The sequence below is a fragment of the Lysobacter capsici genome (assembly GCF_014779555.2).
Taxonomy (GTDB): Bacteria; Pseudomonadota; Gammaproteobacteria; order Xanthomonadales; family Xanthomonadaceae; genus Lysobacter; species Lysobacter capsici.
Map to the genome: position 1 here is coordinate 892,707 of NZ_CP094357.1, position 22,558 is coordinate 915,264.

The following is a 22,558-nucleotide window of genomic DNA, read 5'->3' on the forward strand; positions in this document are numbered from 1 at the left end:
CGATGCGCGAAACCTCAGTTCTTCGGCGCGTAACGCAGGGTCACGAACCACTCGCGGCCGGGCTGGTTGTAGTACGACACCGTTTCGTAGTCGCGATCGAACACGTTGGCCACGCGCGCCTGCAGGCTCAGCGCGTCGCTGATCGCGTACTCGGCGCGCAGGTCGAAGGTGCCGTAGCCGCCGACGCGGCTGCTGTTGCCCACATCGTCGTAACGCGAGCCGTAACCGACCGCGGTCGCGCCGATGCGGAACTTGCCGAACGCGCGATCCAGGTCGATGCGGCCGCTGCGCTTGGCGCGGCGCGGCAGGTCGTTGCCGCGGTAGAAGCCGACCCGGTTTTCGGTGTCGAGGAAGCTCGCGCTCGCCGCCAGCGTCCATTGCGCGAAGGTGGTGTCGACGCCGATCTCGGCGCCGCGCATGCGCGCGCGTTCGATGTTGTTGGGCAGGTTGATCGCCGAGTCGAAGGTGATCAGCTGATCGACGCGGGTGTCGAAGCCGTCGATGCGCGCGTTGAAGTTGTCGCCGCGGTAGGCCAGGCCCAGTTCCCAGGTCTTGGACTCTTCCGGCTTGAGCTTGGCGTTGCCGAAGAACGGGTAGTACAGCTCGTTGAAGGTCGGCGCCTTGAACGCGGTGCCGTAGCCCACGGTCACGCGCCAGCGCTCGGCGAAGCTCAGGCCCCACGCGGCGCCGCCGGTGGTGTGGCCGCCGAACTGCTCGTTGTCGTCGCGGCGCAGGCTGGCTTCGAACGACTGGTTGCCGAAGCGGCCCTGGTACTGGACGAAACCGGCCTTGTTGTCGCGTTCGAGTTCGTCGTAGACGGTGTCGCTGTCGACGCGATCGCGCAGCCAATCCAAGCCCGCGGTCAACGTGTTGCCTTCGAAAAGATTGAAATCGGCCTGCAAGGTCGCGCTGTCGCGATCAGTATCGAAAAACCCGATCCGCTGCCCCGGAGAAACGCCGCCGGGATAAGCGCCAAATCCCTTGAGATCGTAATTCTGCGAAGCATCGACATTGCGGCCCGCGCTCAGCTGCACATGCACCGTGTCCGACGGGCGCCAGTCGAGCTTGCCGCCGATCACCTGCTGCACCGTTTCGGAATAGTTGCCGAAGTCGCCGTCGTAGTGGTTCTCGCCTTCCACGCGCAGCGCCTGGCCTTCGATGCTCCACTGGTCGCTGATCTCGATGCCGCCGCGCAGCGACAGCGCATGGCTCTCGTAGCCGTCGCGGTCGGGCTCGTCGGTGAAGCAGCCGGCGAACACCGGGAAGCCGCCGCCGCGGCAGGCGTTGATGCCCTGGGTCTTGCGGAAGCTGTAGTCGGCGCCGAACCAGCCGCGGCCGCTGCGGCCGCCGAAGCCGGTGCCGAATTCGATGCTGTCGTTGCTGCCGCCGCCGACATGCACGCGCGGGGCGAAGCCCTGCTGCTCGCGGCGGGTGAACACCTGGATCACGCCGCCGATGGCGTCGGCGCCGTACAAGCTAGAACGCGGGCCGCGCACGATTTCGATCCGGTCGATCAGTTCCAGCGGCAGATCCTGCAGCGCGGCCAGGCCCGAGGTCGGCGAACCGATGCGGATGCCGTCGACCAGCACCAGCACGTGGTCGGATTCGCTGCCGCGCAGGAACAGCGTGGTCAGCTTGCCGGCGCCGCCCTGGTTGGCGAGGGTGATGCCGGCGCGGCCGCGCAGCAGATCGTTGAGATCGCGCGCCTGGCTGCGCTGGATGTCGCTGCGGTCGAGCACCTCGACCGGGGTCAGCAGATCGTTGACGCTGACCGCGGTGCGGTTGGCGGTGACGACCACTTCGTCCAGGTCGGTGGCCTCGCCGGCGGGCGCCGCGGCCGCGACGGTCGGCAGCGCCAGGGCACAGGCGATGGCGAAGGAAAGGTTCAGGGCACGCAGACTTGCAACCGGCATGGGGCTAGCTCCAGCGCGCGCCGTGGCGCGCGCGATTACGACAACGGAATGGGCGGTTGCGGGAGAAGGCGAGCGGGCAGCGGAAGGCGCACGAAGTGCAACAGCCGCCGCGATGCCCTCCGCATCGCAACCTGTAGCACCCCAAGGCCGGTCTCCGGACTCGCCAGCGGGCCGACGCGGGGTCGACTCCGGTCGCGGCGCCTTCCCGTGCCTTGCACAGTGGCGGATGCCGCGATCTGACTGGCTTACCGTTGCGGGGGCAGTGCCGGAATGGCGCCGGCTCGTCCGATCGGAGGAGGGCGTGTCACCGGCTTCCCGTTTCAACCCCGGCGGCGCAAGCCGTGGGGGTCACCTTGAAGCGGTGCGCAGTCTACGCGATGCGGGGGGCAAAGTCCGGGCGTGCCCTCACCCCAACCCCTCTCCCGCAAGCGGGAGAGGGGCCTTGGTAGCGGGAGAGGGGCTTTGTAGCGGTACAGGGGTTTTGTAGCCGGAAGTGGGAAAGGTTCTCTCCCATGGCGCATCAACGAGGTGATGGCCCGCGAAGCGAACAGCAAGCTCCCGGAAGCTCCCTTCTCCCGCCCCGCGGGAGAAGGTGCCCGAAGGGCGGATGAGGGCACTTGCGCTGGCGACTGCGACGAAGGCCGTTGACCAACGCCTCACACCTCAAAGCCACCGAACCGGCCGACCTCAATCGTGGCGTTCTTCGCCGTCCTGATCGCCATGCCGCCAGCACGCTCCCGGAAGCTCCCTTCTCCCGCTGTGCGGGAGAAGGTGCCCGAAGGGCGGATGAGGGCGCTTGTGCTGGCGACTGCAACGAAGGCCGCTGACCAACGCCTCACACCTCAAAACCACCGAACCGGCCGACCTCAATCGTGCAGTTCTTCGCCGTCCTGATCGCCATGCCGCCAGCAAGCTCCCGGAAGCTCCCTTCTCCCGCTGTGCGGGAGAAGGTGCCCGAAGGGCGGATGAGGGCACTTGCGCCGGCGACTGCGACGAAGGCCGCTGACCAACGCCTCACCTCAAAGCCAGCCGAACCGGCCGACCTCAATCGTGCCGTTCTTCGCCGTCCTGATCGCCATGCCGCTCATCGCCGCCGGACGCATCATCGTCGTCATGCGCCGCCGGACCACCGTCGTAGGCCGAAGCGTCGTCATGCCGTTCCTCGGCATGCATGGTCGTATGCACCGGCGCGGCGGCCGGCTTGTTGCGCGGCGCCGGCAGCAGCGCGGTCGCCGCTTCGGCGGCCAGGATCAGTTCCTGGCGGCGTTCGTCGCTGATCTCCTGCCAATGGCAGTCGAGCAGCGCGCCTTCGATCGCGTAAAGCAGGTTCAAGGTCGGCTTGAAGCCGGCGCGCTTGACCCGCATGAACGCCTCGACCGTGCCGATCGCGGCAATATCTTCATGCGTGCGCAAACCCACTTGGCGCAGCCAAGCCGCACTTTTAGGGCCGATGTTGCGCATCTTGGGTGCCGCGGTCATGCCAAAGACTCCAGGTAGACCTGCGCCAGGGCTTCCAGGCCCGCCTGGTCGTCGGCGTCGAAACGGTTCGGTACCGGGCTGTCGAGATCGAACACGCCGATCAGCCGCTCGCCCTTGAACAACGGCACCACCACTTCCGAACGCGAGGCCGCGTCGCAGGCGATATGGCCGGGGAAGTCGTGGACATCGGCGACGCGCTGGGTCTGGCGGCTCGACGCGGCCGCGCCGCACACGCCCTTGTCGAGCGGTATACGCACGCAGGCCGGCAGGCCCTGGAACGGTCCGACCACCAATTCGGCGCCATCGTAGAAATAGAAGCCGACCCAGTTGAGCTGCGGCAGCGCCTGATTGACCAGCGCCGACAGGTTGGCGGCATTGGCGATCGGGTCGCGCTCGCCGTCGAGCAGGCCGCGTGCCTGATCGAGCAACTGGGCGTACTGCTCGGGCTTTCCGCCCGAAAGTGTGGAGGCTGTAAACATTCAGGGAGTGTAACAGCGGGGCCTGCCGCGACTACCATGGCCGGCTGGCATCGCTGGAAAGCGCGAGATGAGTCACATCCACGGTGACTTGAGCGCCCACGCCGCCTGCATCTTGGCCACCTTGCCGCATCGCCTTACCCATCTCCCAGGACCCTGCGCTTCCCGCATGACCGACTCCCTCCGACTTCCGCGCGGCCCGCTTCCCAACGGTGTGTTCGTCACCGGCACCGACACCGGCATCGGCAAGTCGCTAGCCAGCGCCACGTTGCTGCACAGCCTGCGTTCGCTCGGCGCGCGCGCGGTCGGGATGAAGCCGGTCGCCAGCGGCTGCGACGCCACCGCCGACGGCTGGCGCAACGAGGACGCGCTGCTGCTGCAGGCGGCCAGCAGGCCGACGCCGCGCTACGACGACATCAACCCCTACGCGCTGCCGCAACCGCTGGCCCCGGAGATCGCCGCCGCGCAGGCCGGAGTCGAGATCGCGCTCGCGCCGATCCACCAGGCCTATGCGCGGTTGTCGGCGCAGGCCGATACGGTCGTGGTCGAAGGCGTCGGCGGCTGGGCCGCGCCGATCAGCGCCGAGCTCGATCAGATCGACCTGGTGCGCGCCCTGGATCTGCCGGTGGTGCTGGTGGTCGGCGTGCGCCTGGGAGCGATCAACCACGCGCGGCTGAGCGCGCGCGCGATCCAGGCCGACGGCGCGCGGCTGGTCGGCTGGATCGCCAACGGCATCGATCCGCACATGGCGAGCGCCGAGGAAAACTTCCAGATCCTGTGCCGGCGCCTGCCGGTGCCGTGCTGGGGCCGGCTGCCGTATTCGCCGTCGCCCGATCCGGCCGCGATGGCGGGACTGTTGACGCCGGTGTTCTGAAAACGCGGCATTCGCGACGCGGGCCGAGCGAAGTTCGGCGTTGCGAGGGTGGGCGTGGCGTGCGGCGAGTTCGAAAGAGCGGTTCGCGCTTCGGCCACGGAGGCTTGCGGCGACAGCCGCACGGCTCTTTCCATGCACCAGTGAAGACGTGGCAGCGAAGCGGTCGAGGCGAGCGGCCGCGATCGCCGATCCGGCATTCCTCATTGACCCACCCGCGCGACGACTTTCACGCAGACAACAAAAAACCCGACAGCCTGCGCTGCCGGGTTTTTGTATCCGCGTTACCCGCCGGATAGAGAAACGGTTGCGATTACTTCGCAGCGGTCGCCTTGGTCGCGGCCTTGGTGGCCTTCTCGACGTTGGCCTGGGTGGCCTTGGCGGCGGTTTCGATCTGCGACTTGGCCAGCTCGGCGATGGCTTCGTTGGCCTTGATGGTGCGGCCGAACGCTTCCTGACCGGTGCTGACAGCGCGCTCGACGTTTTCGCGAGCGATCTGCACGCCCTTCGGCCACAGGGTCTTGAACGCTTCCGGATCGCGCGCTTCGGCGGCTTCACCGAAGAAAGCGAAGGTCGCGTTGACGCGCTCTTCGATCGCGGCGATCTGCAGACCGAACACGGCGCCGGCGTTGTCGAGGGCCAGGCGGTTGACCTGAGCGGCCGTGTCCGCGAACTGGCGCGTAGCGGCGGCGAACTGTTCGTTGAATTGCTGGTACATGGCTGAGCTCCTGAGTAAGGGTCCAGACGAAGAACGACTGGATTGTGCGGTGCAGCATAGGCCCGACTTTGTTGCGATGCAACATCGACCCGACGAGCGGTCGCCAACCGTTCAGAAAGCTCGCCTATTCAGCTAGTTAGCGCCGAGGCAGCTGTTCAGGCAAAGCGTCGCGACACGGTGGAAACCGGGCCCGAATGCGCCGGTTGGGCGCGCATCGGCCGGCGGTCGCGAGTGCGATCGGCCGACCGTGGGCACCGTGCATGGGCTGGGTTACAGATGGACTATTCGCGGCCCGGTTTGCTGGCGGCGAAAGATGGAATTGCGCGCGCGGTCCAGGAACGCATCCTTGCGTTCCGGCGCAGCAGTCGCGTTTGCGCGAGGTTGCGATGCCGCATGGCGAGCGGACGCCGTCAGGCCTGGGGCCGACGCGCAGACATAACGGCGATACGTTCGCGACCGCGCCGATCGGCGGGCCGTCAGGCCGAATCAGTCCCGGATCCGGGCCGCGGCCTCAGCCGCGATAACGACAACCCGCGGTGCAGGTCTCGTGGACGACGATTTCGCTCAACAGCGGCAGCACCGGCTTGAGCTGATCCCAGACCCACACCGCCAGACGCTCGCTGGTCGGGTTTTCCAGGCCTTCGATGTCGTTGAGGTAATGATGATCGAGGCGGTCGTAGATCGGCTGGAATGCCTTCTTGACGTCGGCGTAGTCCATCACCCAGCCGGTGTGCTCGCCCAGTTCGCCGCGCAGATGCACCTCGATCCGGAACGAGTGGCCGTGCAGGCGCGCGCACTTGTGGCCTTCGGGCACGTTCGGCAGCCGGTGCGCGGCTTCGAGGGTGAAGACCTTGAAGATATCGACGGCAGTCATGGCGGTAACCGGTGGCGGTGCGGACGCGGCGCGGCGTCGGTGAGTGGGGCGGCAGGCGCGTCCGGCGCCGGAAACGAAAAGGCCCGCAGCGCGGGCGGGCCTGGGTCTTGCTGCGCGGGTATCCATGGTGGCTATGGGTGGACTCGAACCACCGACCCCAGCATTATGAGTGCTGTGCTCTAACCGGCTGAGCTACATAGCCATGGGGAACCGCGAATTCTTCATGCCGGACGGGCGCTTGTCAATCGTCTGAGCGCGGCTTTGCCCGACTTGTCGTCTGCGCCACCCCGTGGCAGAGTCGGTCTCAGTGAATTTGGAGTCCGCATCGTGATCGATCCGGACGGCTATAGGCCTAATGTCGGCATCGTGCTCATGCACCCGGACGGCCGCTTGTTCTGGGCCCGGCGCGTGCATCGCGACGGCTGGCAATTCCCGCAAGGCGGGATGAACACCGACGAGACGCCGCTCGAGGCGATGTACCGCGAGTTGCACGAGGAAACCGGCCTGCTCCCGCAGCATGTCGAAGTCCTCGGCTCGACCCCGGGTTGGCTGCGTTATCGCCTGCCGCGGCGGGCGGTGCGTCGCAACGACCGGTTGGTCTGCATCGGCCAGAAACAGGTCTGGTTCCTGCTGCGCCTGACCGGCGAGGAGTCCGACCTGCGCCTGGACCTGACCGACAAGCCCGAGTTCGATCACTGGCGCTGGGTCGATTTCTGGTACCCGGTGGAACACGTGGTCATGTTCAAGCGCGGGGTCTATGCCAGTGCCTTGCGCCATCTGGCGCCGTTCGCGCGCCAGCTCGCCGGTCCCCAGGCGGTTCCCGTGCCCAGCCCGGAAGCGCGTCTGCGCGAGGCGCAGATGGGCGGCTGCGGCCACCCGCCGCGTGCGCGGGCGTTCGGGGGCGGCAATCCGGCCCGCGGCAGCGGGTCCGATTCGGGCGGCTGAGCCGGGTCGGGCCTGTCCGGGCAAGCGTTTGCGGGCTTGTTGGTCGCGGTTAATTGACAATCATTCGCATCCGTGGCGGAATGGCGCTGCAGCCAGTTGGCTGCATGACCGAAGACCTGCGCCGTGTACGTCTGCATCTGCAACGGAGTCACCGACCGCGATATCCGCCAGGCCGCCGAAGCCGGTTGCCGCAGCGTGCCCGAGCTGACCATGCGCACCGGTGCCGGCGCCAATTGCGGCAGCTGCCTGGAACTGGCCAGCTCGCTGCTGGAGCAGGCGCGCAACGTGCGCGAGCTGCCGTTGAACGTGCTGCAACAGGCCGCCTGAGCCGTCGCAGCGTTGTGTGATTCGGGCTGCGCCCGACTTCGAGTTTCCCCCTGTGATCTTCGCCGCGGCCCCGACGCTGCGGCCCGGCCTTGTTCCGCGGGCCGACTCGCCGTTTGATCGCGTCATCGACGCGACCTTCCAGTAACGCCGCGCGCCGCTTGCGAGCGACGCCGTGGCGGCGCCAACGACACTGATTCTCGGCTCCCGTTGCGCACGATTCGCGTTTCGTCATGGCGCGGGCGAAACCGTTAGAGTGCCGCCCATTGCAACGTCGGAGCACGGCCATGAAAGGCGACCCCAAGGTCATCGAATACCTCAACAAGGCGCTCTTCAATGAGCTGACCGCGATCAACCAGTACTTCCTGCACGCCAAGATGCTGAAGAACTGGGGCCTGAAGGAACTGGCCGAGCACGAGTACCACGAGTCGATCGACGAGATGAAGCACGCCGACAAGTTGTCGGACCGCATCCTGTTCCTCGACGGCCTGCCGAACTTCCAGGCGCTGGGCAAGCTGCGCATCGGCGAAAACCCGCGCGAGTTGCTGGCCTGCGATCTGGCGCTGGAACTCGAGGCAATCCCGCTGCTGCGCGAGGCGATCAAGTACTGCGAAACCGTCAGCGACTACGTCAGCCGCAAGCTGTTCGCCGACATCCTGGATTCCGAAGAAGAGCATGTCGACTGGATCGAAACCCAGTTGGCGTTGATCGAGCGTCTGGGCGAGCAGAACTATCTGCTGACCAAGATCGAGGAGTGAGTGGACAGGAGTGAGGAACGAGTGGTTCGGTGTCTGCCGCTTACCTGATTTCGGTTCCAGCCAGCCAGCGACGTGGATGACGTAGCCAGCCCGCCAGGATCGCGATCGGCCGAGCGCTTATGAGCGCCTTTCGTTTCTCGCTTTTACGCTTGCCTTCAATGCAACAAGAAAAAGCCGCCGGCGATGAGCTGGCGGCTTTTTTCGTTGTTGCGATCGCAGTGCACGCTCAGGAATGCGTCGATGACATGAGTGGGAGGGGCGTGATCGAAGCGTCAGCCACGGAGACTTCGTGACATCGCCGTGACGTGCTGGAGCGCTGTGGCCGGCGGCGTTTTCCGACTCGACGCTCTGGGTTCAAATCATCATCGCGGTTCGGCCGAAGAAACAATCCGCGCATCGACGTGGCGAACGATCCCGCCTGTCTGCCGCAACGAGGCCTTACCCCGAAGCCGCGGCCCCGGCCTTCGGTCTGCGACGGAACAGCTTGCGCCACAGCCACCATAGCGCCATCGCGATCACCACGCTGATCAGCAGCACGACGCCGAGCACCACCCACGGGTAGGCGAACACCAGCGACAGGCCGCCGAGCACGGCGACGTCTTCGGTCACCGAGGCGGTCCAGTTGCTGACCGGTTCGGGCGAGGTGTTGAGCACGGCGCGCGAGCCCGACTTCAACAAGTGACTCGTGAGTGCCACACCGGCACCGGTGGCGAGCGCGCCGGCACCGAGCTGGCCGTCGGGCGACATCGCCGCGGCCGCGAGAAAGGCGCCCACCGGCACCCGCAGCAAGGTGTGCAGCAGATCCCAGCCCGAGTCCACGCCGGGGATCTTGTCGGCGAAGAATTCGCCCACCGTCAGCAGGCCACAGACGCCGAGCACCCACGGCGACTGGGTCGCCTGCAGCGCGGTCGGCAGCTCCAGCCAGCCCAGCGCGCCGGCGATGCCGACCCCGAACACGGTCAGATAGACCCGGACCCCCGACAGCCAGGCGAGAACTACGCCAACTGCGAACAGGTGCGCATCGGACATCGTGGCTTTCCCGTTAAGATTTAGGGTTGAGTATAGGTAAAGCCGGCGGTGTGAGCCGTCGTTGTCGAGTATGGCCAAAACCCCGCCGCCGCGTTTCGTCATCGTCCAGCAGCAGCCGGACAAGCGCCCTTATATCTGGACCGCCGTCGGCGTGGCGTGGGCGTTGTCGCTGGTGGTGGCGTGGATGTGGTCGCAGTCGCTGGCCGCGCCCAGGCTGCCCAAGCTGACCGCCGAGCTGGAGACCACCAAGCGCGAGTTGCGCGACCGCCAGAACCAGCTCGACCGGCTGGCCCAGCGCGAGGCCACCTTGCAGCGCTCCGACCAGATCAGCCGCGCCGCCAACAAGCAGGTGCAGGGCTCGCTGGCCCAGCGCGAAGAGGAAATCTCCGATCTGCGCGCCGATGTCGCCTTCTACGAACGCCTGGTCGGCGCGACCGCGCCGGCCAAGGGGCTCAACGTGCACTCGGTCGAGTTCACGCCCGAAGCCGGCGGCACCTGGCATTACCAGATCGTCCTGACCCAGAATCTCAACCGCGGAGCGGTCAGCAGCGGGGGGCTGCAGTTCCAGGTCGAAGGCGTGCGCGGCGGCAAGCTGGCCGCGATCGGCTGGGACGAGTTGCACCAGAAGTCCAAGGCGCCCGCCCAGGACTATTCCTTCCGCTACTTCCAGCAGGTCGACGGCAGCGTGATGCTGCCGGCCGGGTTCACTCCGCAACGCGTGCGCATCTCGCTGCGCGGGGAGAACGCCTCGATCGATCAGCACTTCGCCTGGAAGAGCGGCGTCACCGTAAACGGGGAAACTTAAACACCATGTTCAAGACCAACAGCAAACCGACCCAAATGCGCGAAGGCCAGGTCGATACCATGATCGGCCCGCAGGTGGTGATCCGCGGCGACCTGCACTTCAGCGGCGGGCTGTACATCGAAGGCCGCATCGTCGGCAAGCTGGTGGCGCTGGACGGTCAGCCGGCCAGCCTGACCCTGGCCGAGAACGGCAGCATCGAGGGCGAGGTGCGCGCGCCGGTGGTGATCATCAACGGCGAACTGACCGGCGATGTGTATTCCAGCGAGCGGGTGGAACTGGCGGCCAAGGCGCGGGTCCAGGGTAATGTGCATTACCGGGTGGTCGAGATGACGGCCGGTTCCCAGCTCACAGGCCGTCTGATTCATGCAGAGTCCGCCGCTGCGTTGCCGGCGCCTGAAGCCCTGATTACCGCCGACGCCCTGATGGATTGAGGGCGAACGCCCCAGCCCCCAGACGGTGCGGATGAGCGAAGAATCTTCCCAGTCCGCGCCGAGTTCCGCCGAACCGGCGACCGCCGGCCCGGCGGCGTCCACGGACCAGCCCGCACCCGCCGGCGACGGCCGCCACCCGTGGCGGATCCCGGCCGCCGTGCTGCTGACGGCGGCCCTGGCCTTCGGCGCCTGGGGCCTGTGGCGCAACCTTTCCCAGCCCGAACAGGCCCCGCCGCCGCCGAGCGCGGACGGCGCCGCCCTGAGCCCGCGGCAGATGCAGGCCGAACTCGAGCAACTGCGCCAGCGGGTGACCACCCTGGGCCGCTCCGACGCGATCAGCCGCCAGGCCAACCGCGACCTGCAAAGCGCGCTGGCCGAACGCGACGAGGAAATCGCCGGCCTGCGCGCCGACGTGGCCTTCTACGAGCGCCTGGTCGGCGCCACCGGCCAGCGCCGTGGCCTGACCGTGCACGCGCTGAAGATGCAGCCGCAGGACGGCGTGCCCTCGGCCTGGCACTTCACCACCACCCTGACCCAGAACCTCAACCGTGGCGCGGTCAGCGCCGGCCGGCTGACCCTGGCCCTGGAAGGCACCCGCGCCGGCAAACTCGAAAAACTGGCCTGGGCCGATCTGCGCCAGCAGCCCGCCGCGCCCGGCACGGCGTATTCGTTCAAGTACTTCGAACAGATCGAAGGCGACGTGTTCGTGCCGCAGGGCCTGACCCCGGTGCGGGTCACGGTGCGCCTGACCCCGCAATCGGGGCCGGCGGTCGAGCAATCCTTCAGCTGGGCCGACGCCACCCGCGACACCGCGGGCGCCGGCAACCCCGGCAGCTGATCGCAGTGTTCGCCTGGCGCGCTTGAATGCGAGGGCCGCGGCCCTCATCCTTTCGGCATGGAAACCACCACTCTCACCGCGGCGCCTGGCTACCAGTCGCTGGATCGGCCGTTGCAGTTCAGTTCCTCGGCCGCCGGCAAGGTGCGCGAGTTGATCGCCGAAGAAGGCAACGACGCGCTCAAGCTGCGGGTCTACATCCAGGGCGGCGGCTGCTCGGGCTTCCAGTACGGTTTCGAATTCGACGAACAGCAGGGCGAGGACGATCTGGCCGTGCAGACCGACGGGGTGACCTTGCTGGTCGATCCGCTCAGCCTGCAGTACCTGATGGGCGCGGAAGTCGACTACACCGAGAGCCTGCACGGTTCGCAGTTCGTGATCCGCAATCCGAACGCGAAGACCACCTGCGGCTGCGGCTCCTCGTTCGGCGTGTGAGCACGGCCCCAGCCTTCGCGTTCGTCGAAGCCGATTCGGCCTGGCGCGCGGCGCTGGACCGCGCCGATCATCTGCGCGACCAACCTCAGGCCCTGGCGGCGTTGTGGCCGCAGGCGCGGGTGATCGTGCTCGATGCCTCCGGCCAGGCTTATGCCGACGACGACGACAATCTGCTCGCGCCGCTGGGCCATGAGCTCACCGACGGCCCGGGCGGCACCGGCGCATCGATTTTTCTGGGACTGGCGGCGGACGGACAGGCTTGGTTCGCGATCGAATCCGGGCTGGTCGCGTTCCAGGCGCCGCGTCGGGTCGATCTGCGCCGCGCCGCCGCGCAGTGGTCCTTGCTCGACGCCAGCGTGTTCGCCCAGGCCCGCGCGCTGCAGCACTGGCGCAGCCGGCATCGCTATTGCGGCGTGTGCGGCGGCGAAATCGCCTTCGCCCGCGCCGGCTGGACCGGCCGTTGCGGCCAGTGCGGCACCGAACACTACCCACGCACCGACCCGGCGGTGATCGTCGCGGTCAGCGACGGCGAGCGCCTGTTGCTCGGTCGCCAGGCCGGTTGGCCGGCGCAGCGCTATTCGGTGATCGCCGGTTTCGTCGAGCCCGGCGAATCGCTGGAGCAGACCGTGGCCCGCGAGGTGCTGGAAGAAACCGGCGTGCGCGTGCGCAGTTGCCAGTATCTGGGCTCGCAGCCGTGGCCGTTCCCGAGCGCGCTGATGCTCGGTTTCGCCGCCCTGGCCGAACCCGACGCGCCGCAGGTCGGCGACGAACTCGAAGAAGCGCGCTGGTTCACGCTCGAAGAGATCCGCGCCGCGGCGGCGCGCGGCGAACGCAAGGCGGCCGCGCCGTCGGCCGAGGCCGCTGCGGGCGACGACGACGGTCCGTTGCTGTCGCCCAGTATCTCGATTTCGCGTTGGCTGATCGAACATTGGCGCGTGGCCGCCGAGGCGCGCGCGGGGCGTTGAATCGAGCGAGGGCGCGGTGGTGAATCGCGCTGCCTGGATCTGAGTGGCGACCGCGCCGCGACCTTGATGGCGCTTGGGTGATTAGCTGATCTGCTCGGTTGTGTTCGGAACGATCGAAAACGTCGTGTCGACCCGGGGCTGTGTGAGAGGGCTTCCGCGCCTTTGCGGTTCGATCCGAGGTCGGTGGTGCTCAGTCCGCCTGGCGTTATCGCGAGCCGAGCGGAACGCGTCGGCGCTCAAGCCCGACCACAACCGCAGGCCTCGCACCGGAACGGTCTCGCGAATCCACTCGCCATGCCATGCGCCCGCGACCGCGCCTGCACGCGGTCGCGCTAGAATCGCGAGAGTTTGATGCTTGCCTTCTTCGCCTCGCCAGGAGCGTCGCCCCGATGTCCGTCACGCTGATCGCCGCCGTCGTCGCACTCGTGCTCGGCCATCTCGCGCAGTCGCTGGCCGCGTCGGTGCGTCACTACGGCTGGTACAGCGACTGGCTGCGCTGGATCGACAGCCGCTTTCCCGAAGGCAGCTTCTGGCGCGGCCGCTGGGGCCTGCTGATCGCGCTGGTGCCGCCGCTGCTCGCGGTCGGCCTGTTCCAGCTGGCGCTGGACGAACCCCTGATCGGGCTCGGCGGTCTGGTGTTCGGCATCTTCATCCTGTTCTACGCCTGGGGGCCGCGCGACCTGGATCTCGATGTCGAGGCGTTGGCCTCGGCGCGCGATCCGGCCTCGCGGCGCGAGGCGGCGGCCAAGCTGTGGCCCGAGGGCGTCACCCCGCTGCTCGACGGCGGCTCGCTGGTCGAAGCGGTGTTCCGCAGCGCGTTGCGGCGCTGGTTCGGCGTGCTGTTCTGGTTCCTGCTGCTCGGGCCGATCGGCGCGCTCGGCTATCGCCTGGTCGCGCTGGCCGCCGAGGGCGAAGCCTCGCGCCACCTGCCCGGCGAGACCCGCGCCGGCGCGCACACGCTGCTGGCCCTGCTGGACTGGCCGGTCGCGCAGTTGTTGACCCTGGCGCTGGCCCTGGTCGGCAATTTCGACACCGTGCTCGGCGCCTGGCGCGAGGCCGGCGGCACCCGCTTCAACCTCGACAACCGCTTCCTCGGCGCGGTCGGGCGCGCCAGCGTCAAGTGCGAGCTGGCCGAGGAAGCCGCCGATTACAACGACGAATCCGGGGTCGCCGCGCCGGCCCTGTCCGGCCCGGGCACCGCCCTGGTCGCGGCCGAAGTGCCCGAACTGCGCGACGCGATGAGCCTGGTCTGGCGCAGCCTGCTGGTGTGGCTGGCGGTGCTGGCGCTGTTCGTGATCGCCGGCTTCGTCGCCTGACCCGCCGCGGCGCCTGCGCGCCGCCCGCCCGGCGCCGAACTGAGACCGCCTGAGCGGAAACCCAACGCCGCCGCATGGATGGGGTAGGGAGGCGGCGCGCGAGCTGCGTTAGTAGGGACAGGTTCCGCGCAATCCGCGAGCCGCGCGACTCCGTCCGTCCCCGGCCACCCCGGCGTCGAACGGTTGTCCTGTCGCAGGGGGTTGGACAGGGCCCGCGCGCCGCGGATGTGCCGGAACCGGTTCGCACGCTCGCGCGTGCGTTCGCGTCACAGCAGCCAGAAAGCGGCAATCGCGACGAAGAAGCGCCGGTTACGCATGCACGGGAGTCCAGCGATCAAGAACTGAGCCCCGTGCATCGCGTAAGCGGTCGCCTCGCGTCCATGCGCCATCACGCTTGCGGAGGATTCGATTTGGGCAATCGCTTCACGTCTGTGATCCATGCCAGTTTTGCGCCGGCAATCGCCGCGCATGACGGCCTTGGCTTCGTTCAATCCCCGGCGCCGGCTGGGCTAGTATCGAAGCAGGTGACCGCGACGTGGGCGAAAGTGGACGTAGGCCAGGAATCTTCAGCGGCGAATCAGCCCGCGGCGACGCGCGAGGGCGACGATCATTTCGTCGTGTTCCTGCGCGAGCACCGCGAGCCGTTGATCGCGTTTCTGCGCAAGTCCGCGGCCTCGCACGAGGACGCGCAGGACATCGCCCAGGAAACGATGATGCGCATGCTGCGTTATCGCGATCAGCCTGTCGATGCCTTGAAGATCCTGATGTACCGCATCGCGATCAACGCGCTCAACGATCGCGGCCGGCGTCAGAAGACCCGCCACGCGCCCGAGCACGTGAGTCTGGATGAGGACTATCACGCGTTGCCGTCGCACGAACCGGCGCACGATCAACGCGTGGCCACCGAGCAGGAACTGGCGCTGGTGCGCGCGGCGATCATGCAATTGCCCACGCGCAGCCGGCAGATTTATTTGCTCAATCGCATCAATGGAATGAGTTACACGCAAATCGCTCGCCACTGCGGTATTTCTGTAAAGGCAGTGGAGAAGAATATCGGCCGGGCGCTCGCGCTGTTGCGCGTGCGTATGAAGGAAAGCGGCTACGAGAGCTTGCAAGAACCATGAAGACCACACTGCTCACATCCACGGCCGATCATTCCGCCGATTCCGACGACGAACGCGCGAGCGCGTGGGTCGCGTTGCTGGATTCGCCCGAATGCACCTCGCACGATCGCGCCGAGTTCGACCGCTGGCTCGACGAATCGCCGCGGCACGTTCTCGCCTATGTCGAGGCCGAGCGCGCGCATCAGGCGGCCGCGCAACTGAAGGACGACGAACTGTTGCAGGCCGCCGCGCGCATCGCCTGGCGCGCGACCGGGCGCGACAGTTCACGCACGCGCTGGTGGGTGCCGACCACGCTGGTCGCCTCGCTGCTGGTCGCGACCGTGGTCGGGGTCAGCTGGCTGCGCGCGCCGGGCGAACCGACCGTGCAGCACTACGCCACCGCGATCGGCGAGCAGCGTTCGCTGCGTCTGGCCGACGGCACCCAGGTCATGCTCGACACCGACTCGGCGATCGTCGCGCGCTTCGGCGACGACCGCCGCGAGATCGAACTCGATCGCGGCCGGGTCCAGTTCCAGGTCGCCGCCGACGCGAAGCGTCCGTTCTCGGTCAAGGCCGGCGACGGCGTGATCCGCGACATCGGCACCACCTTCCAGGTCAGCAAGCACGCCGACTCGATCAACGTCGGCCTGATCGAAGGTTCGGTGATCGTGTCCAGCGGCGTGGCCCAGGCCGGCAGCACGCTCAATCCCGGGCAGCAGATCAGCTACGACCGCAGCGGGCGCATGACCCCGGCCGAGCCGCTCGATCTCAACGTCGCCCAGGCCTGGCCGACCGGCGACCTGGTGTTCAAGAACAGCCGCCTGGACACCCTGCTCACCGAGATGAACCGCTACTCGTCGACCAAGCTGTTGCTGGCCGAACCGGCGCTGGGCGAGATCACCATCAGCGGCGTGTTTCACATCGGCGATCAGGCGTCCTTGCTCAAGGCGCTCGAGCAGGGTTGGTCGTTGCGCGCCGAGCAGGGCCAGGGCGGCGAAATCGTGCTCCATCGCAAGTCGGGCTGAGTCCCCTGGCCGCCACGGCGATGCTATGGTTGGACCGCGCCTGCATACAGGGGGCGTATGGGTTCAGCAGTAGCCTGATCGATGCGGTTGGTGGATGGCCAAGATTTCCTATGCGTTCATCGTTTCCGTCGCGCTGACGTTTGCGTCGCAAGCCGGGGCCTTCCCGGCCGCTGCGGACGATTTTCCAGCCGATGGCTACAACATTCCGGCCGGCGCGCTCGACGACGCGCTGAACGAGTTCGCGCGTCGGCATCACCTGCAGATCTCCTATTCCCCGGCCCTGGTCGCGCGTCGGCGCAGCCGCGGCCTGCGCGGCGCCGGCTCGGTCCGCGAAGGCCTGGCCCGCCTGCTGGAGGGCACCGGCCTCACCGCGGTAGCCGTAAAGCCCAATGTTTACTTGCTACAGGCCTCGCCGCGCCCGGCCCGGCCTGAGCCCGCGCCGGTGCCGGCAGCCAAGCCGATGGCCACCGCCAAGCCGCCTGTGCCGACCGAATTGGACACGGTTCATGTGACCGGGACGCGCATTGGACGTGCCGATTTCGAAAGTTCGCTGCCGCTGACCCTGATCACCAACGAACAGATCCGCGCCAGCGGTCACCAGACCCTGTTCGACCTGCTGCGGCTGATGCCGGGCATGACCGGCCACCACCCGCGCAACGTCGCCACCGAGGGCGGCGCGACCCAGGTGCCCTCGGCCGCGGCGGCCTCGGCCAGCCTGTATTCGCTAGGGCCGCGCGCGACCTTGTTCCTGGTCGACGGCCGGCGCATGGCCAACTACGGCCTGGTCTCCACCGACATGGGCGCGCTGACCGATCTCAACGGTATTCCGCTGAGCATGGTCGACCATATCGAGATCGCCCACGGCGGCGCCTCGGCGATCTACGGCGCCGACGCCATGGCCGGCGTGGTCAACATCATTCTCAAGAAGGATTACCGCGGCGCCGAAGTCGGCGGCAGCTTCGGCGTGTCGCAACGCGGCGACGCCGAACAGCAACGCGCCTACGCCAGCTTCGGCGAACGCACGCCCGGCGACGGCAGCATCTTCGTCAGCATCGATCACTACACCCGCAATCCGCTGATCGGCAGCCAGCGCCGCTGGAGCACGCTGGACCAGCGCTTCGACGGCCAGCGCGACCTGCGCGTGCCGTCGGGCTTTACCTTCGGCAATTTCGTCGTGGCGCCGGCGCCGGGTTGCGAGGGCGGCGAAGCGGTGCAGGAAAGCGCCGCCTGCAGCCTCGACATTCCGCGTTACGTGAGCCTGCAGCCGGGCATCACCAGCAACGCGTTCTACACCCACTTCCGCCAGCCGCTCGGCGACAACGCCGAGTTCTACGCCGACCTGCGCGCGACCCGGGTCAGCCTGGAGATGCAGAACGCGCCGTTTTACGCCTCGGTGCAACTGCCCGAGGGCCATCCGGATTCGTTCAAGCCGTTCCCGTTCCTGAACCTCAATTACTGGTTCTCCGAACTCGGTCCCGTGCGCAACCGCAGCGTCACCACCACCCGCGACTACACCGCCGGCATCAAGGGCTATCGCGGCAAGTGGGAGTGGGACGTCAGCCTGTCGCGCCGTCGCAACAAGGTGGTCAACCGCATCGACGGATTGATCGACGAATCGGCGCTGTTCGGCACCGAATCCGATCCGGCGGTCAGCACCTTCCGTTTCAGCAAGACCGAGGAAAACCCGCCCGAGGTGCTCGCCGCGATCTCGCCGCGCACCACCCTGGGCGGCGAAGTGGTGCTCGACACCGTGTCGGGCAGCATCGAGGGGCCGCTGTTCGCGCTGCCCGCGGGCGATCTCAAGGTCGCCGCTGGCTTCGAGGCGCGGCACGAACGCGTGCGCAACCGGCCCGACGACGCCTTCATCAAGGGCAAGATCGCCTTGGCGCAGGAAGCCGACTCGCGCGACGCCAGCCGCAACACCTCGGCGATCTACGCCGAATTCAACGCGCCGCTGCACGAGAAGCTGTGGGTCAACGCGGCCTGGCGCCTGGACCGCGATGCCGGCTACGGCAACCAGATCTCGCCGATGTTCGGCGTGCGCTGGCAGCCGTTGCGTTCGCTGGCCTTGCGCGGTTCCTTCGGCGAGGGCTACCGCGCGCCGACCCTGGCCGAACTGCGCCGTCCGCTGGTGGTCGACAACCAGGCGTTCGTGCGCTCAGACGCCACCACCCAGCCGTGCCTGATCGATTACGGCGATTACTGCCAGGTCGTCCAGCGCGCGGTGATCAATCCCGACCTGCGCCCGGAAACCTCGACCAGCCGCAGCCTGGGCCTGATCTGGACGCCGAACGAAGACTTCACCGTCACCGTCAATCGCTACCGCATCCGCCGCAACAACGAGATCCTGGCGATCGACGCCGCGTCGCGCCCCGACCTGTTTCCGAAGGCCTTGATCCGCGACGCCGACGGCTATCTGGACACGGTCGAGACCTACCTCGACAACGTCGGCAGCACCGAAGTGCGCGGCTGGGAAATCGACGCCGAATACCGTCACCAGACCCAGCGCTGGGGCAACCTGTCGTTTCGCATCAACGGCCACTACATGGACCATCTGCTGCGCCGGTTGCATCCGAAGGAACGCGAGTACGACTTTTCCGGCTACGGCACGCCCAACAACACCGTGCTGGGCAGCGTGCGCTGGAGCTATCGCGACTGGATCGCCACGCTCAACCTGCGCTACATGGGCCACGCCACGGTCGGCATCCAGCCGGGCCAGGACTGCGTGCTGCTGGGCGAGCCCGGGCGTTGCCGCACGCCGAGCGCGACCCTGGTCGGGTTCGACGTCGCCTACGGCGGTTTCGACAAATGGCTGATCGGTTTGAACGTCAGCAATCTCAACGATCGCCGGCCGGTCAATTACGACTACAGCTTCGGCGGCTACAGCATCGTCGACGACGACCCGGTCGGCCGCTATTACCTGGTCAGTGCGGTGTACCGCTTCTGAGATCGCGGCGCGGCCGCGATCGGCCCGACCCGAGCGGCCAGGCGCTCAGCCCGGCGCGAGCCACGAGAACGGCGGCCACGGCAGATTGCGCAGCACCCAGAACGCGCCGAGCCCGATCAGCCAGAGCTTGCCGTCGACCAAGGTGGCGATCGCGCGCCGCGGCAACGGCAGCCGATAGCCCAGGCCGTGCAGCACGATCAGCGGCAAGGTCAGCATCGCCACCGGCAGCAACGCATTCATCGCCAGCATCTGGGCGATATCGCCATGCACCAGCGCGTGCAGCGCGCGGGTGATGCCGCAGCCCGGGCAGTACAGCCCGGTGAAGCTGTGGAACACGCACGCCGGCAACGGACTGCCGGCGGCGTTGGGATCGAAACGGCGCAGCACCCACACGCCCGCCGTCGCCGCCGCGAGCGCGGCGGTGGCGGTCGCCGCGAGGGCGAGATGACGCGGGTGGGTGCCGGGCTGCACGTCGAGCGCTTAGCGCGACTGCGCCTGCTGCAGCTGCTGCAGGAAGTCTTCCGACATGAACGACATGCCGTTGACGAAGAACGACAGGATGTTGAGCAGCAGGCTGATGGCGACCAGGGCGGTGCCGACCCAGCACCAGATCTTGGCGTTCTCCGAAGCCTTGCGCGCGCCGGCATCGTCGCCGGCATTGAACTTGGTGTTGACCTGATTGCCGAACACGATCGCGACGATGCCGGGGGCGGCACCGATCAGGCAGCAGAAACAGGCGCCCAGCACGGTGATGGTGATCGACCAAGCCAGGTAGGTGGGATACGGCGAGGCCGCGGTGGTGATGGGCTGATTCATGGTGTCCTTCCCCAAGACAAACGTCGGCCGCCGACGCGGCGACCGTTCGCGGGCATCCTAGCAGCGCGTCGCGACGAGGGCACGTCGCGGCGATGCGGGCGGACGTGCCGATCGCGGCCGATTACGCCCGGCCGCGGCCGATCATGGGCACCTGAGGCGATCGGCGACGGTTCGCGCCGCCGCCGGCCCGACGCCTCGTGCGGCGATCAGGCGCGGTCGCCGCGCAGCGCGCGGACCTGCGCTTCCAGCGATTGCGCGCTGACGCCGGCGGCGTCCTGCGGCGGATCGGCGACCACCTCGATCGCGGCGCGGAACCGGCGCGGCACCCGCATGCGGTCCAGCCGTCCGCCTTCGGCGCGGTTGCTGCGGCGGCTCCACATGCTGGCCCACATGCCGCGCAGCGCCATCGGGATCACCGGCACCGGATTTTTCTCCAGCACCCGCTCGACCCCGGACTTGAACGCCGCGATCTCGCCGTCCTTGGTCAATGCGCCCTCGGGGAAGATGCCGACCAACTGACCGTCGGCGAGCGCGGCCTCGATTTCCTCGAACGCGCGCTGCATCACCTCGGGGTCTTCCTTGGCCCCGGCGATCGGGATCGCCTTGGCGGTGCGGAAGATCCAGCTCATCACCGGGATGTTGAAGATCTTGTAATACATCACGAAGCGCACTGGCCGCGGGATGCTCGCGCTGAGGATCAGCGCGTCCATGTAGCTGACGTGATTGCACACCACCAGCGCCGCGCCTTCGTCGGGAATCTTCTCGACCCCGGACACGCGCAACCGGTACAGGGTGCGCACCAGCACCCAGCTGAGGAAGCGCATCAGGAACTCGGGCACGATCGTGAAGATGTAGATCGCGACCAGCGCGTTGGCGATCGCCAGCGCCAGGAACACCTGCGGGATGGTCCAGTGCAGGAAGCGCTGCACGACCACGCCGAGCACCGCCGCCGACACGATGAAGGCCGCGTTCTGGATGTTCATGCCGGCGATCACGCGCGACAGCTCGTTCTTCGGCGAGCGGTTCTGGATCAGCGCGAACAGCGGCACCACGAAGAAACCGGCGAACAGGCCGATCCCGACCAGGTCGATCATGATCCGCCACGAACCGGCGCCGCGCACGAACGCGGCCACGTCCAGCCCGGTCGCGGTGGCCGCGCCGGTGCGGGCGAAATACAGGTCGATCATGAAGGCGCTGATGCCGAACGCGCCCAGCGGCACCAGGCCGATTTCGACCGTGCGCGCCGACAGGCGTTCGCACAGCATCGAGCCCACGCCGGTGCCGATCGAGAACAACGCCAGGGCGAAGATGTACAACGTCGGATCGCCGCCGAGATTGGTCAGCGCATAGCCCGGCAACTGCGAAGTCAGCACTGTGCCGACGAACCAGAACCACGACACGCCCAGCACCGAATTGCGCACCGCCGGCTGCCGGCGGGTCATGCGCATGATCTTCACCGACTCGGGAATCGGGTTCCACTGGATCTTCAGGTCCGGCTCGCCCGCATCGGCGCGCGGGATCATCCGGCTGACCAGATTGCCGGTCACCGCCAGCACGATGATCGCGGTCGCCGCGACCACCGGCCCGTGGGTGCCGGCGAGGGTGAAGATCAGGCCGCCGAAGATCATGCCGGTGAGGATCGCGATCGAGGTGCCCATCTCGACCAGGCCGTTGCCGCCGGTGAGCTCCTCGGGCTTGAGTACCGAGGGCAGGATCGAATACTTGACCGGCCCGAACAGGGTCGACTGCAGGCCGGTGCCGAACAGCGCGATCAGCAGGATCGTCATGTTCTGGGTGACGAAGCCTACCGCGGCCAGCGACATGATCGCGATCTCCATCGAGGTCGTGATCCGGATCAGCTTGTGCTTCTCCAGCTTCTCGGCGATCTGCCCGGCGGTGGCCGAGAACAGGAAATACGGCAGGATGAACAAGGCCGGCGCGAGGTTGGTATAGAGCGTGCGCTGCGCGTCGTCGACACCGAGGTAGAACAACAGCCCGATGATCGCCTGCCGATAGACGTTGTCGTTGAAGGCGCCGAAGGCCTGAGTCAGGAAGAACGGCAGGAACCGCCGTTGGGTGAGCAACGCGAACTGGTTGTGCGCCATGCCGTCCTGCTTGTCGGTTCGTGTCCGCGCGTGGATGCGCGGCTCGGGCGAAGGATTCGCGTGGGGAGCCTAACAAAAGCCGACTGGCCGGGTGTAGCGGCATGAGCGAGGTAGCGCAAAAGTAGCCCCGGCAACGCACGCCCCTAGACCATCCGCTCCCGCCGAACCCCCGAACCCATCCAACCGCCGCCACCCGCCGTTGCCTTTAGCCTTTGCTGTTGCTTTTCCCCCCTTTGCAAAAGGGGGGCAGGGGGGATTCGCTTTTGCCCTGTGCATCACCCTGCCGGCTCTCATCCCGACCTAAGCACTTATCCCCAATCCGCCGCACGGACTCTGGTCGCCACCCCAGACGGACACGCCGCATTAGCCACACCTCTAAAACCCTTCT

Annotated in this window: 23 protein-coding genes, 1 tRNA gene and 1 riboswitch; of the genes, 14 read left to right on the forward strand and 10 right to left on the reverse strand. The window is 67.5% G+C overall.

The genetic code is table 11. From position 1 onward, the window contains the following. Positions 1 to 14: 14 nt before the first annotated feature. The 3 genes from btuB to IEQ11_RS03645 all read right to left on the reverse strand — a co-directional run bounded on the left by btuB (position 15) and on the right by IEQ11_RS03645 (position 3,871). Complete coding sequence (gene btuB, locus IEQ11_RS03635) at positions 15 to 1,913, reverse strand: TonB-dependent vitamin B12 receptor (RefSeq protein ID WP_191821800.1); 1,899 nt, start codon at positions 1,911 to 1,913, stop codon at positions 15 to 17. 128 nt (positions 1,914 to 2,041) lie between these two features. Further along, positions 2,042 to 2,284: riboswitch (cobalamin riboswitch) on the reverse strand. A gap of 673 nt (positions 2,285 to 2,957) precedes the next feature. After that, a complete protein-coding gene (locus tag IEQ11_RS03640) occupies positions 2,958 to 3,392 on the reverse strand; it encodes a TfoX/Sxy family protein (protein WP_046660049.1) in 435 nt (144 codons plus the stop codon). Then, positions 3,389 to 3,871: a GAF domain-containing protein gene (locus tag IEQ11_RS03645; RefSeq protein WP_191821801.1), complete on the reverse strand. Its 483-nt coding sequence runs from the start codon at positions 3,869 to 3,871 to the stop codon at positions 3,389 to 3,391. The genes IEQ11_RS03640 and IEQ11_RS03645 overlap by 4 nt, the downstream gene beginning before the upstream one ends. 166 nt (positions 3,872 to 4,037) lie before the next feature. On the opposite strand from IEQ11_RS03645, the gene bioD reads away from it, so the two are divergent. Next, positions 4,038 to 4,742 (forward strand): dethiobiotin synthase, encoded by a 705-nt coding sequence (gene bioD / locus IEQ11_RS03650; protein WP_191821802.1) that lies wholly within the window; start codon positions 4,038 to 4,040, stop codon positions 4,740 to 4,742. A gap of 310 nt (positions 4,743 to 5,052) precedes the next feature. Here the strand turns inward: bioD and IEQ11_RS03655 are convergent, their stop codons facing one another. From IEQ11_RS03655 to IEQ11_RS03665, 3 genes are all read right to left on the reverse strand, one after another. Continuing rightward, on the reverse strand, positions 5,053 to 5,457 hold the full coding sequence (locus IEQ11_RS03655) for a phasin family protein (protein ID WP_036108864.1): 405 nt from the start codon (positions 5,455 to 5,457) through the stop codon (positions 5,053 to 5,055). A 511-nt stretch (positions 5,458 to 5,968) separates the two neighbouring features. Then, complete coding sequence (gene queD / locus IEQ11_RS03660) at positions 5,969 to 6,331, reverse strand: 6-carboxytetrahydropterin synthase QueD (RefSeq protein ID WP_036108861.1); 363 nt, start codon at positions 6,329 to 6,331, stop codon at positions 5,969 to 5,971. Positions 6,332 to 6,456: 125 nt separating this feature from the next. Continuing rightward, positions 6,457 to 6,533, reverse strand: a tRNA-Met gene (locus IEQ11_RS03665). Positions 6,534 to 6,658: 125 nt separating this feature from the next. Between IEQ11_RS03665 and IEQ11_RS03670 the strand changes: the two genes are divergently transcribed. The 4 genes from IEQ11_RS03670 (at position 6,659) to IEQ11_RS03685 (ending at position 8,651) form a co-directional block, all read left to right on the forward strand. Further along, positions 6,659 to 7,276, forward strand: a complete 618-nt coding sequence (locus IEQ11_RS03670; RefSeq protein WP_036108860.1) for an RNA pyrophosphohydrolase — start codon at positions 6,659 to 6,661, stop codon at positions 7,274 to 7,276. Between the two features lie 123 nt (positions 7,277 to 7,399). Continuing rightward, the gene (locus tag IEQ11_RS03675) at positions 7,400 to 7,603 is read left to right on the forward strand and encodes a (2Fe-2S)-binding protein (protein WP_036108858.1); all 204 of its coding nucleotides are present in this window, start codon (positions 7,400 to 7,402) and stop codon (positions 7,601 to 7,603) included. Positions 7,604 to 7,887: 284 nt separating this feature from the next. Then, on the forward strand, positions 7,888 to 8,358 hold the full coding sequence (gene bfr / locus IEQ11_RS03680) for a bacterioferritin (RefSeq protein ID WP_036108857.1): 471 nt from the start codon (positions 7,888 to 7,890) through the stop codon (positions 8,356 to 8,358). Between the two features lie 119 nt (positions 8,359 to 8,477). Continuing rightward, the gene (locus IEQ11_RS03685; RefSeq protein ID WP_191821803.1) at positions 8,478 to 8,651 is read left to right on the forward strand and encodes a hypothetical protein; all 174 of its coding nucleotides are present in this window, start codon (positions 8,478 to 8,480) and stop codon (positions 8,649 to 8,651) included. A gap of 145 nt (positions 8,652 to 8,796) precedes the next feature. Here the strand turns inward: IEQ11_RS03685 and IEQ11_RS03690 are convergent, their stop codons facing one another. Continuing rightward, on the reverse strand, positions 8,797 to 9,387 hold the full coding sequence (locus IEQ11_RS03690) for a DUF4126 domain-containing protein (RefSeq protein ID WP_096412851.1): 591 nt from the start codon (positions 9,385 to 9,387) through the stop codon (positions 8,797 to 8,799). Between the two features lie 70 nt (positions 9,388 to 9,457). Here IEQ11_RS03690 and IEQ11_RS03695 point away from each other — a divergent pair, with 70 nt between their 5' ends. The 9 genes from IEQ11_RS03695 to IEQ11_RS03735 all read left to right on the forward strand — a co-directional run bounded on the left by IEQ11_RS03695 (position 9,458) and on the right by IEQ11_RS03735 (position 19,249). Next, entirely contained in the window at positions 9,458 to 10,192 is a 735-nt protein-coding gene (locus IEQ11_RS03695; RefSeq protein ID WP_036108853.1) for a DUF6776 family protein, read from the forward strand. Positions 10,193 to 10,227: 35 nt separating this feature from the next. Further along, positions 10,228 to 10,623, forward strand: a complete 396-nt coding sequence (locus IEQ11_RS03700) for a bactofilin family protein (protein WP_096418144.1) — start codon at positions 10,228 to 10,230, stop codon at positions 10,621 to 10,623. 31 nt (positions 10,624 to 10,654) lie between these two features. Then, complete coding sequence (locus IEQ11_RS03705) at positions 10,655 to 11,461, forward strand: DUF6776 family protein (RefSeq protein WP_191821804.1); 807 nt, start codon at positions 10,655 to 10,657, stop codon at positions 11,459 to 11,461. A gap of 57 nt (positions 11,462 to 11,518) precedes the next feature. Beyond that, positions 11,519 to 11,893, forward strand: a complete 375-nt coding sequence (gene erpA / locus IEQ11_RS03710; protein WP_036108848.1) for an iron-sulfur cluster insertion protein ErpA — start codon at positions 11,519 to 11,521, stop codon at positions 11,891 to 11,893. Further along, positions 11,890 to 12,858, forward strand: a complete 969-nt coding sequence (gene nudC / locus IEQ11_RS03715) for an NAD(+) diphosphatase (protein WP_247024716.1) — start codon at positions 11,890 to 11,892, stop codon at positions 12,856 to 12,858. Before erpA ends, nudC begins: the two co-directional genes overlap by 4 nt. Before the next feature lie 389 nt (positions 12,859 to 13,247). Continuing rightward, positions 13,248 to 14,174, forward strand: coding sequence for a regulatory signaling modulator protein AmpE (gene ampE, locus IEQ11_RS03720; RefSeq protein ID WP_036108845.1), 927 nt, complete (start codon positions 13,248 to 13,250; stop codon positions 14,172 to 14,174). 410 nt (positions 14,175 to 14,584) lie between these two features. After that, positions 14,585 to 15,298, forward strand: coding sequence for an RNA polymerase sigma factor (locus IEQ11_RS03725; RefSeq protein ID WP_343226524.1), 714 nt, complete (start codon positions 14,585 to 14,587; stop codon positions 15,296 to 15,298). Further along, positions 15,295 to 16,302 carry a FecR family protein gene (locus IEQ11_RS03730; protein ID WP_096412863.1) on the forward strand — a complete coding sequence of 336 codons (1,008 nt, stop codon included), beginning with the start codon at positions 15,295 to 15,297 and terminating at the stop codon, positions 16,300 to 16,302. The genes IEQ11_RS03725 and IEQ11_RS03730 overlap by 4 nt, the downstream gene beginning before the upstream one ends. A gap of 94 nt (positions 16,303 to 16,396) precedes the next feature. Then, positions 16,397 to 19,249: a TonB-dependent receptor gene (locus IEQ11_RS03735; protein ID WP_191821805.1), complete on the forward strand. Its 2,853-nt coding sequence runs from the start codon at positions 16,397 to 16,399 to the stop codon at positions 19,247 to 19,249. Positions 19,250 to 19,294: 45 nt separating this feature from the next. On the opposite strand, the gene IEQ11_RS03740 is transcribed toward IEQ11_RS03735, so the two are convergent. The 3 genes from IEQ11_RS03740 to IEQ11_RS03750 all read right to left on the reverse strand — a co-directional run bounded on the left by IEQ11_RS03740 (position 19,295) and on the right by IEQ11_RS03750 (position 22,170). Next, positions 19,295 to 19,720, reverse strand: coding sequence for a DUF2752 domain-containing protein (locus IEQ11_RS03740; RefSeq protein WP_057920693.1), 426 nt, complete (start codon positions 19,718 to 19,720; stop codon positions 19,295 to 19,297). A gap of 9 nt (positions 19,721 to 19,729) precedes the next feature. Further along, positions 19,730 to 20,065 carry a CD225/dispanin family protein gene (locus IEQ11_RS03745; protein WP_036108842.1) on the reverse strand — a complete coding sequence of 112 codons (336 nt, stop codon included), beginning with the start codon at positions 20,063 to 20,065 and terminating at the stop codon, positions 19,730 to 19,732. 206 nt (positions 20,066 to 20,271) lie between these two features. Further along, entirely contained in the window at positions 20,272 to 22,170 is a 1,899-nt protein-coding gene (locus IEQ11_RS03750; RefSeq protein ID WP_191821806.1) for an MFS transporter, read from the reverse strand. Between the last annotated feature and the right edge of the window lie 388 nt (positions 22,171 to 22,558).

What these genes read in the sequence shown, in the direction of transcription:
- btuB (WP_191821800.1), bottom strand. Translation starts at nt 1,913, where the DNA reads ATGCCGGTTGCAAGTCTGCGTGCCCTGAACCTTTCCTTCGCCATCGCC.
- IEQ11_RS03640 (WP_046660049.1), bottom strand. Translation starts at nt 3,392, where the DNA reads ATGACCGCGGCACCCAAGATGCGCAACATCGGCCCTAAAAGTGCGGCT.
- IEQ11_RS03645 (WP_191821801.1), bottom strand. Translation starts at nt 3,871, where the DNA reads ATGTTTACAGCCTCCACACTTTCGGGCGGAAAGCCCGAGCAGTACGCC.
- bioD (WP_191821802.1), top strand. Translation starts at nt 4,038, where the DNA reads ATGACCGACTCCCTCCGACTTCCGCGCGGCCCGCTTCCCAACGGTGTG.
- IEQ11_RS03655 (WP_036108864.1), bottom strand. Translation starts at nt 5,457, where the DNA reads ATGTACCAGCAATTCAACGAACAGTTCGCCGCCGCTACGCGCCAGTTC.
- queD (WP_036108861.1), bottom strand. Translation starts at nt 6,331, where the DNA reads ATGACTGCCGTCGATATCTTCAAGGTCTTCACCCTCGAAGCCGCGCAC.
- bfr (WP_036108857.1), top strand. Translation starts at nt 7,888, where the DNA reads ATGAAAGGCGACCCCAAGGTCATCGAATACCTCAACAAGGCGCTCTTC.
- IEQ11_RS03685 (WP_191821803.1), top strand. Translation starts at nt 8,478, where the DNA reads ATGAGCGCCTTTCGTTTCTCGCTTTTACGCTTGCCTTCAATGCAACAA.
- IEQ11_RS03690 (WP_096412851.1), bottom strand. Translation starts at nt 9,387, where the DNA reads ATGTCCGATGCGCACCTGTTCGCAGTTGGCGTAGTTCTCGCCTGGCTG.
- IEQ11_RS03695 (WP_036108853.1), top strand. Translation starts at nt 9,458, where the DNA reads ATGGCCAAAACCCCGCCGCCGCGTTTCGTCATCGTCCAGCAGCAGCCG.
- IEQ11_RS03700 (WP_096418144.1), top strand. Translation starts at nt 10,228, where the DNA reads ATGCGCGAAGGCCAGGTCGATACCATGATCGGCCCGCAGGTGGTGATC.
- IEQ11_RS03705 (WP_191821804.1), top strand. Translation starts at nt 10,655, where the DNA reads ATGAGCGAAGAATCTTCCCAGTCCGCGCCGAGTTCCGCCGAACCGGCG.
- erpA (WP_036108848.1), top strand. Translation starts at nt 11,519, where the DNA reads ATGGAAACCACCACTCTCACCGCGGCGCCTGGCTACCAGTCGCTGGAT.
- ampE (WP_036108845.1), top strand. Translation starts at nt 13,248, where the DNA reads ATGTCCGTCACGCTGATCGCCGCCGTCGTCGCACTCGTGCTCGGCCAT.
- IEQ11_RS03730 (WP_096412863.1), top strand. Translation starts at nt 15,295, where the DNA reads ATGAAGACCACACTGCTCACATCCACGGCCGATCATTCCGCCGATTCC.
- IEQ11_RS03735 (WP_191821805.1), top strand. Translation starts at nt 16,397, where the DNA reads ATGGCCAAGATTTCCTATGCGTTCATCGTTTCCGTCGCGCTGACGTTT.
- IEQ11_RS03745 (WP_036108842.1), bottom strand. Translation starts at nt 20,065, where the DNA reads ATGAATCAGCCCATCACCACCGCGGCCTCGCCGTATCCCACCTACCTG.
- IEQ11_RS03750 (WP_191821806.1), bottom strand. Translation starts at nt 22,170, where the DNA reads ATGGCGCACAACCAGTTCGCGTTGCTCACCCAACGGCGGTTCCTGCCG.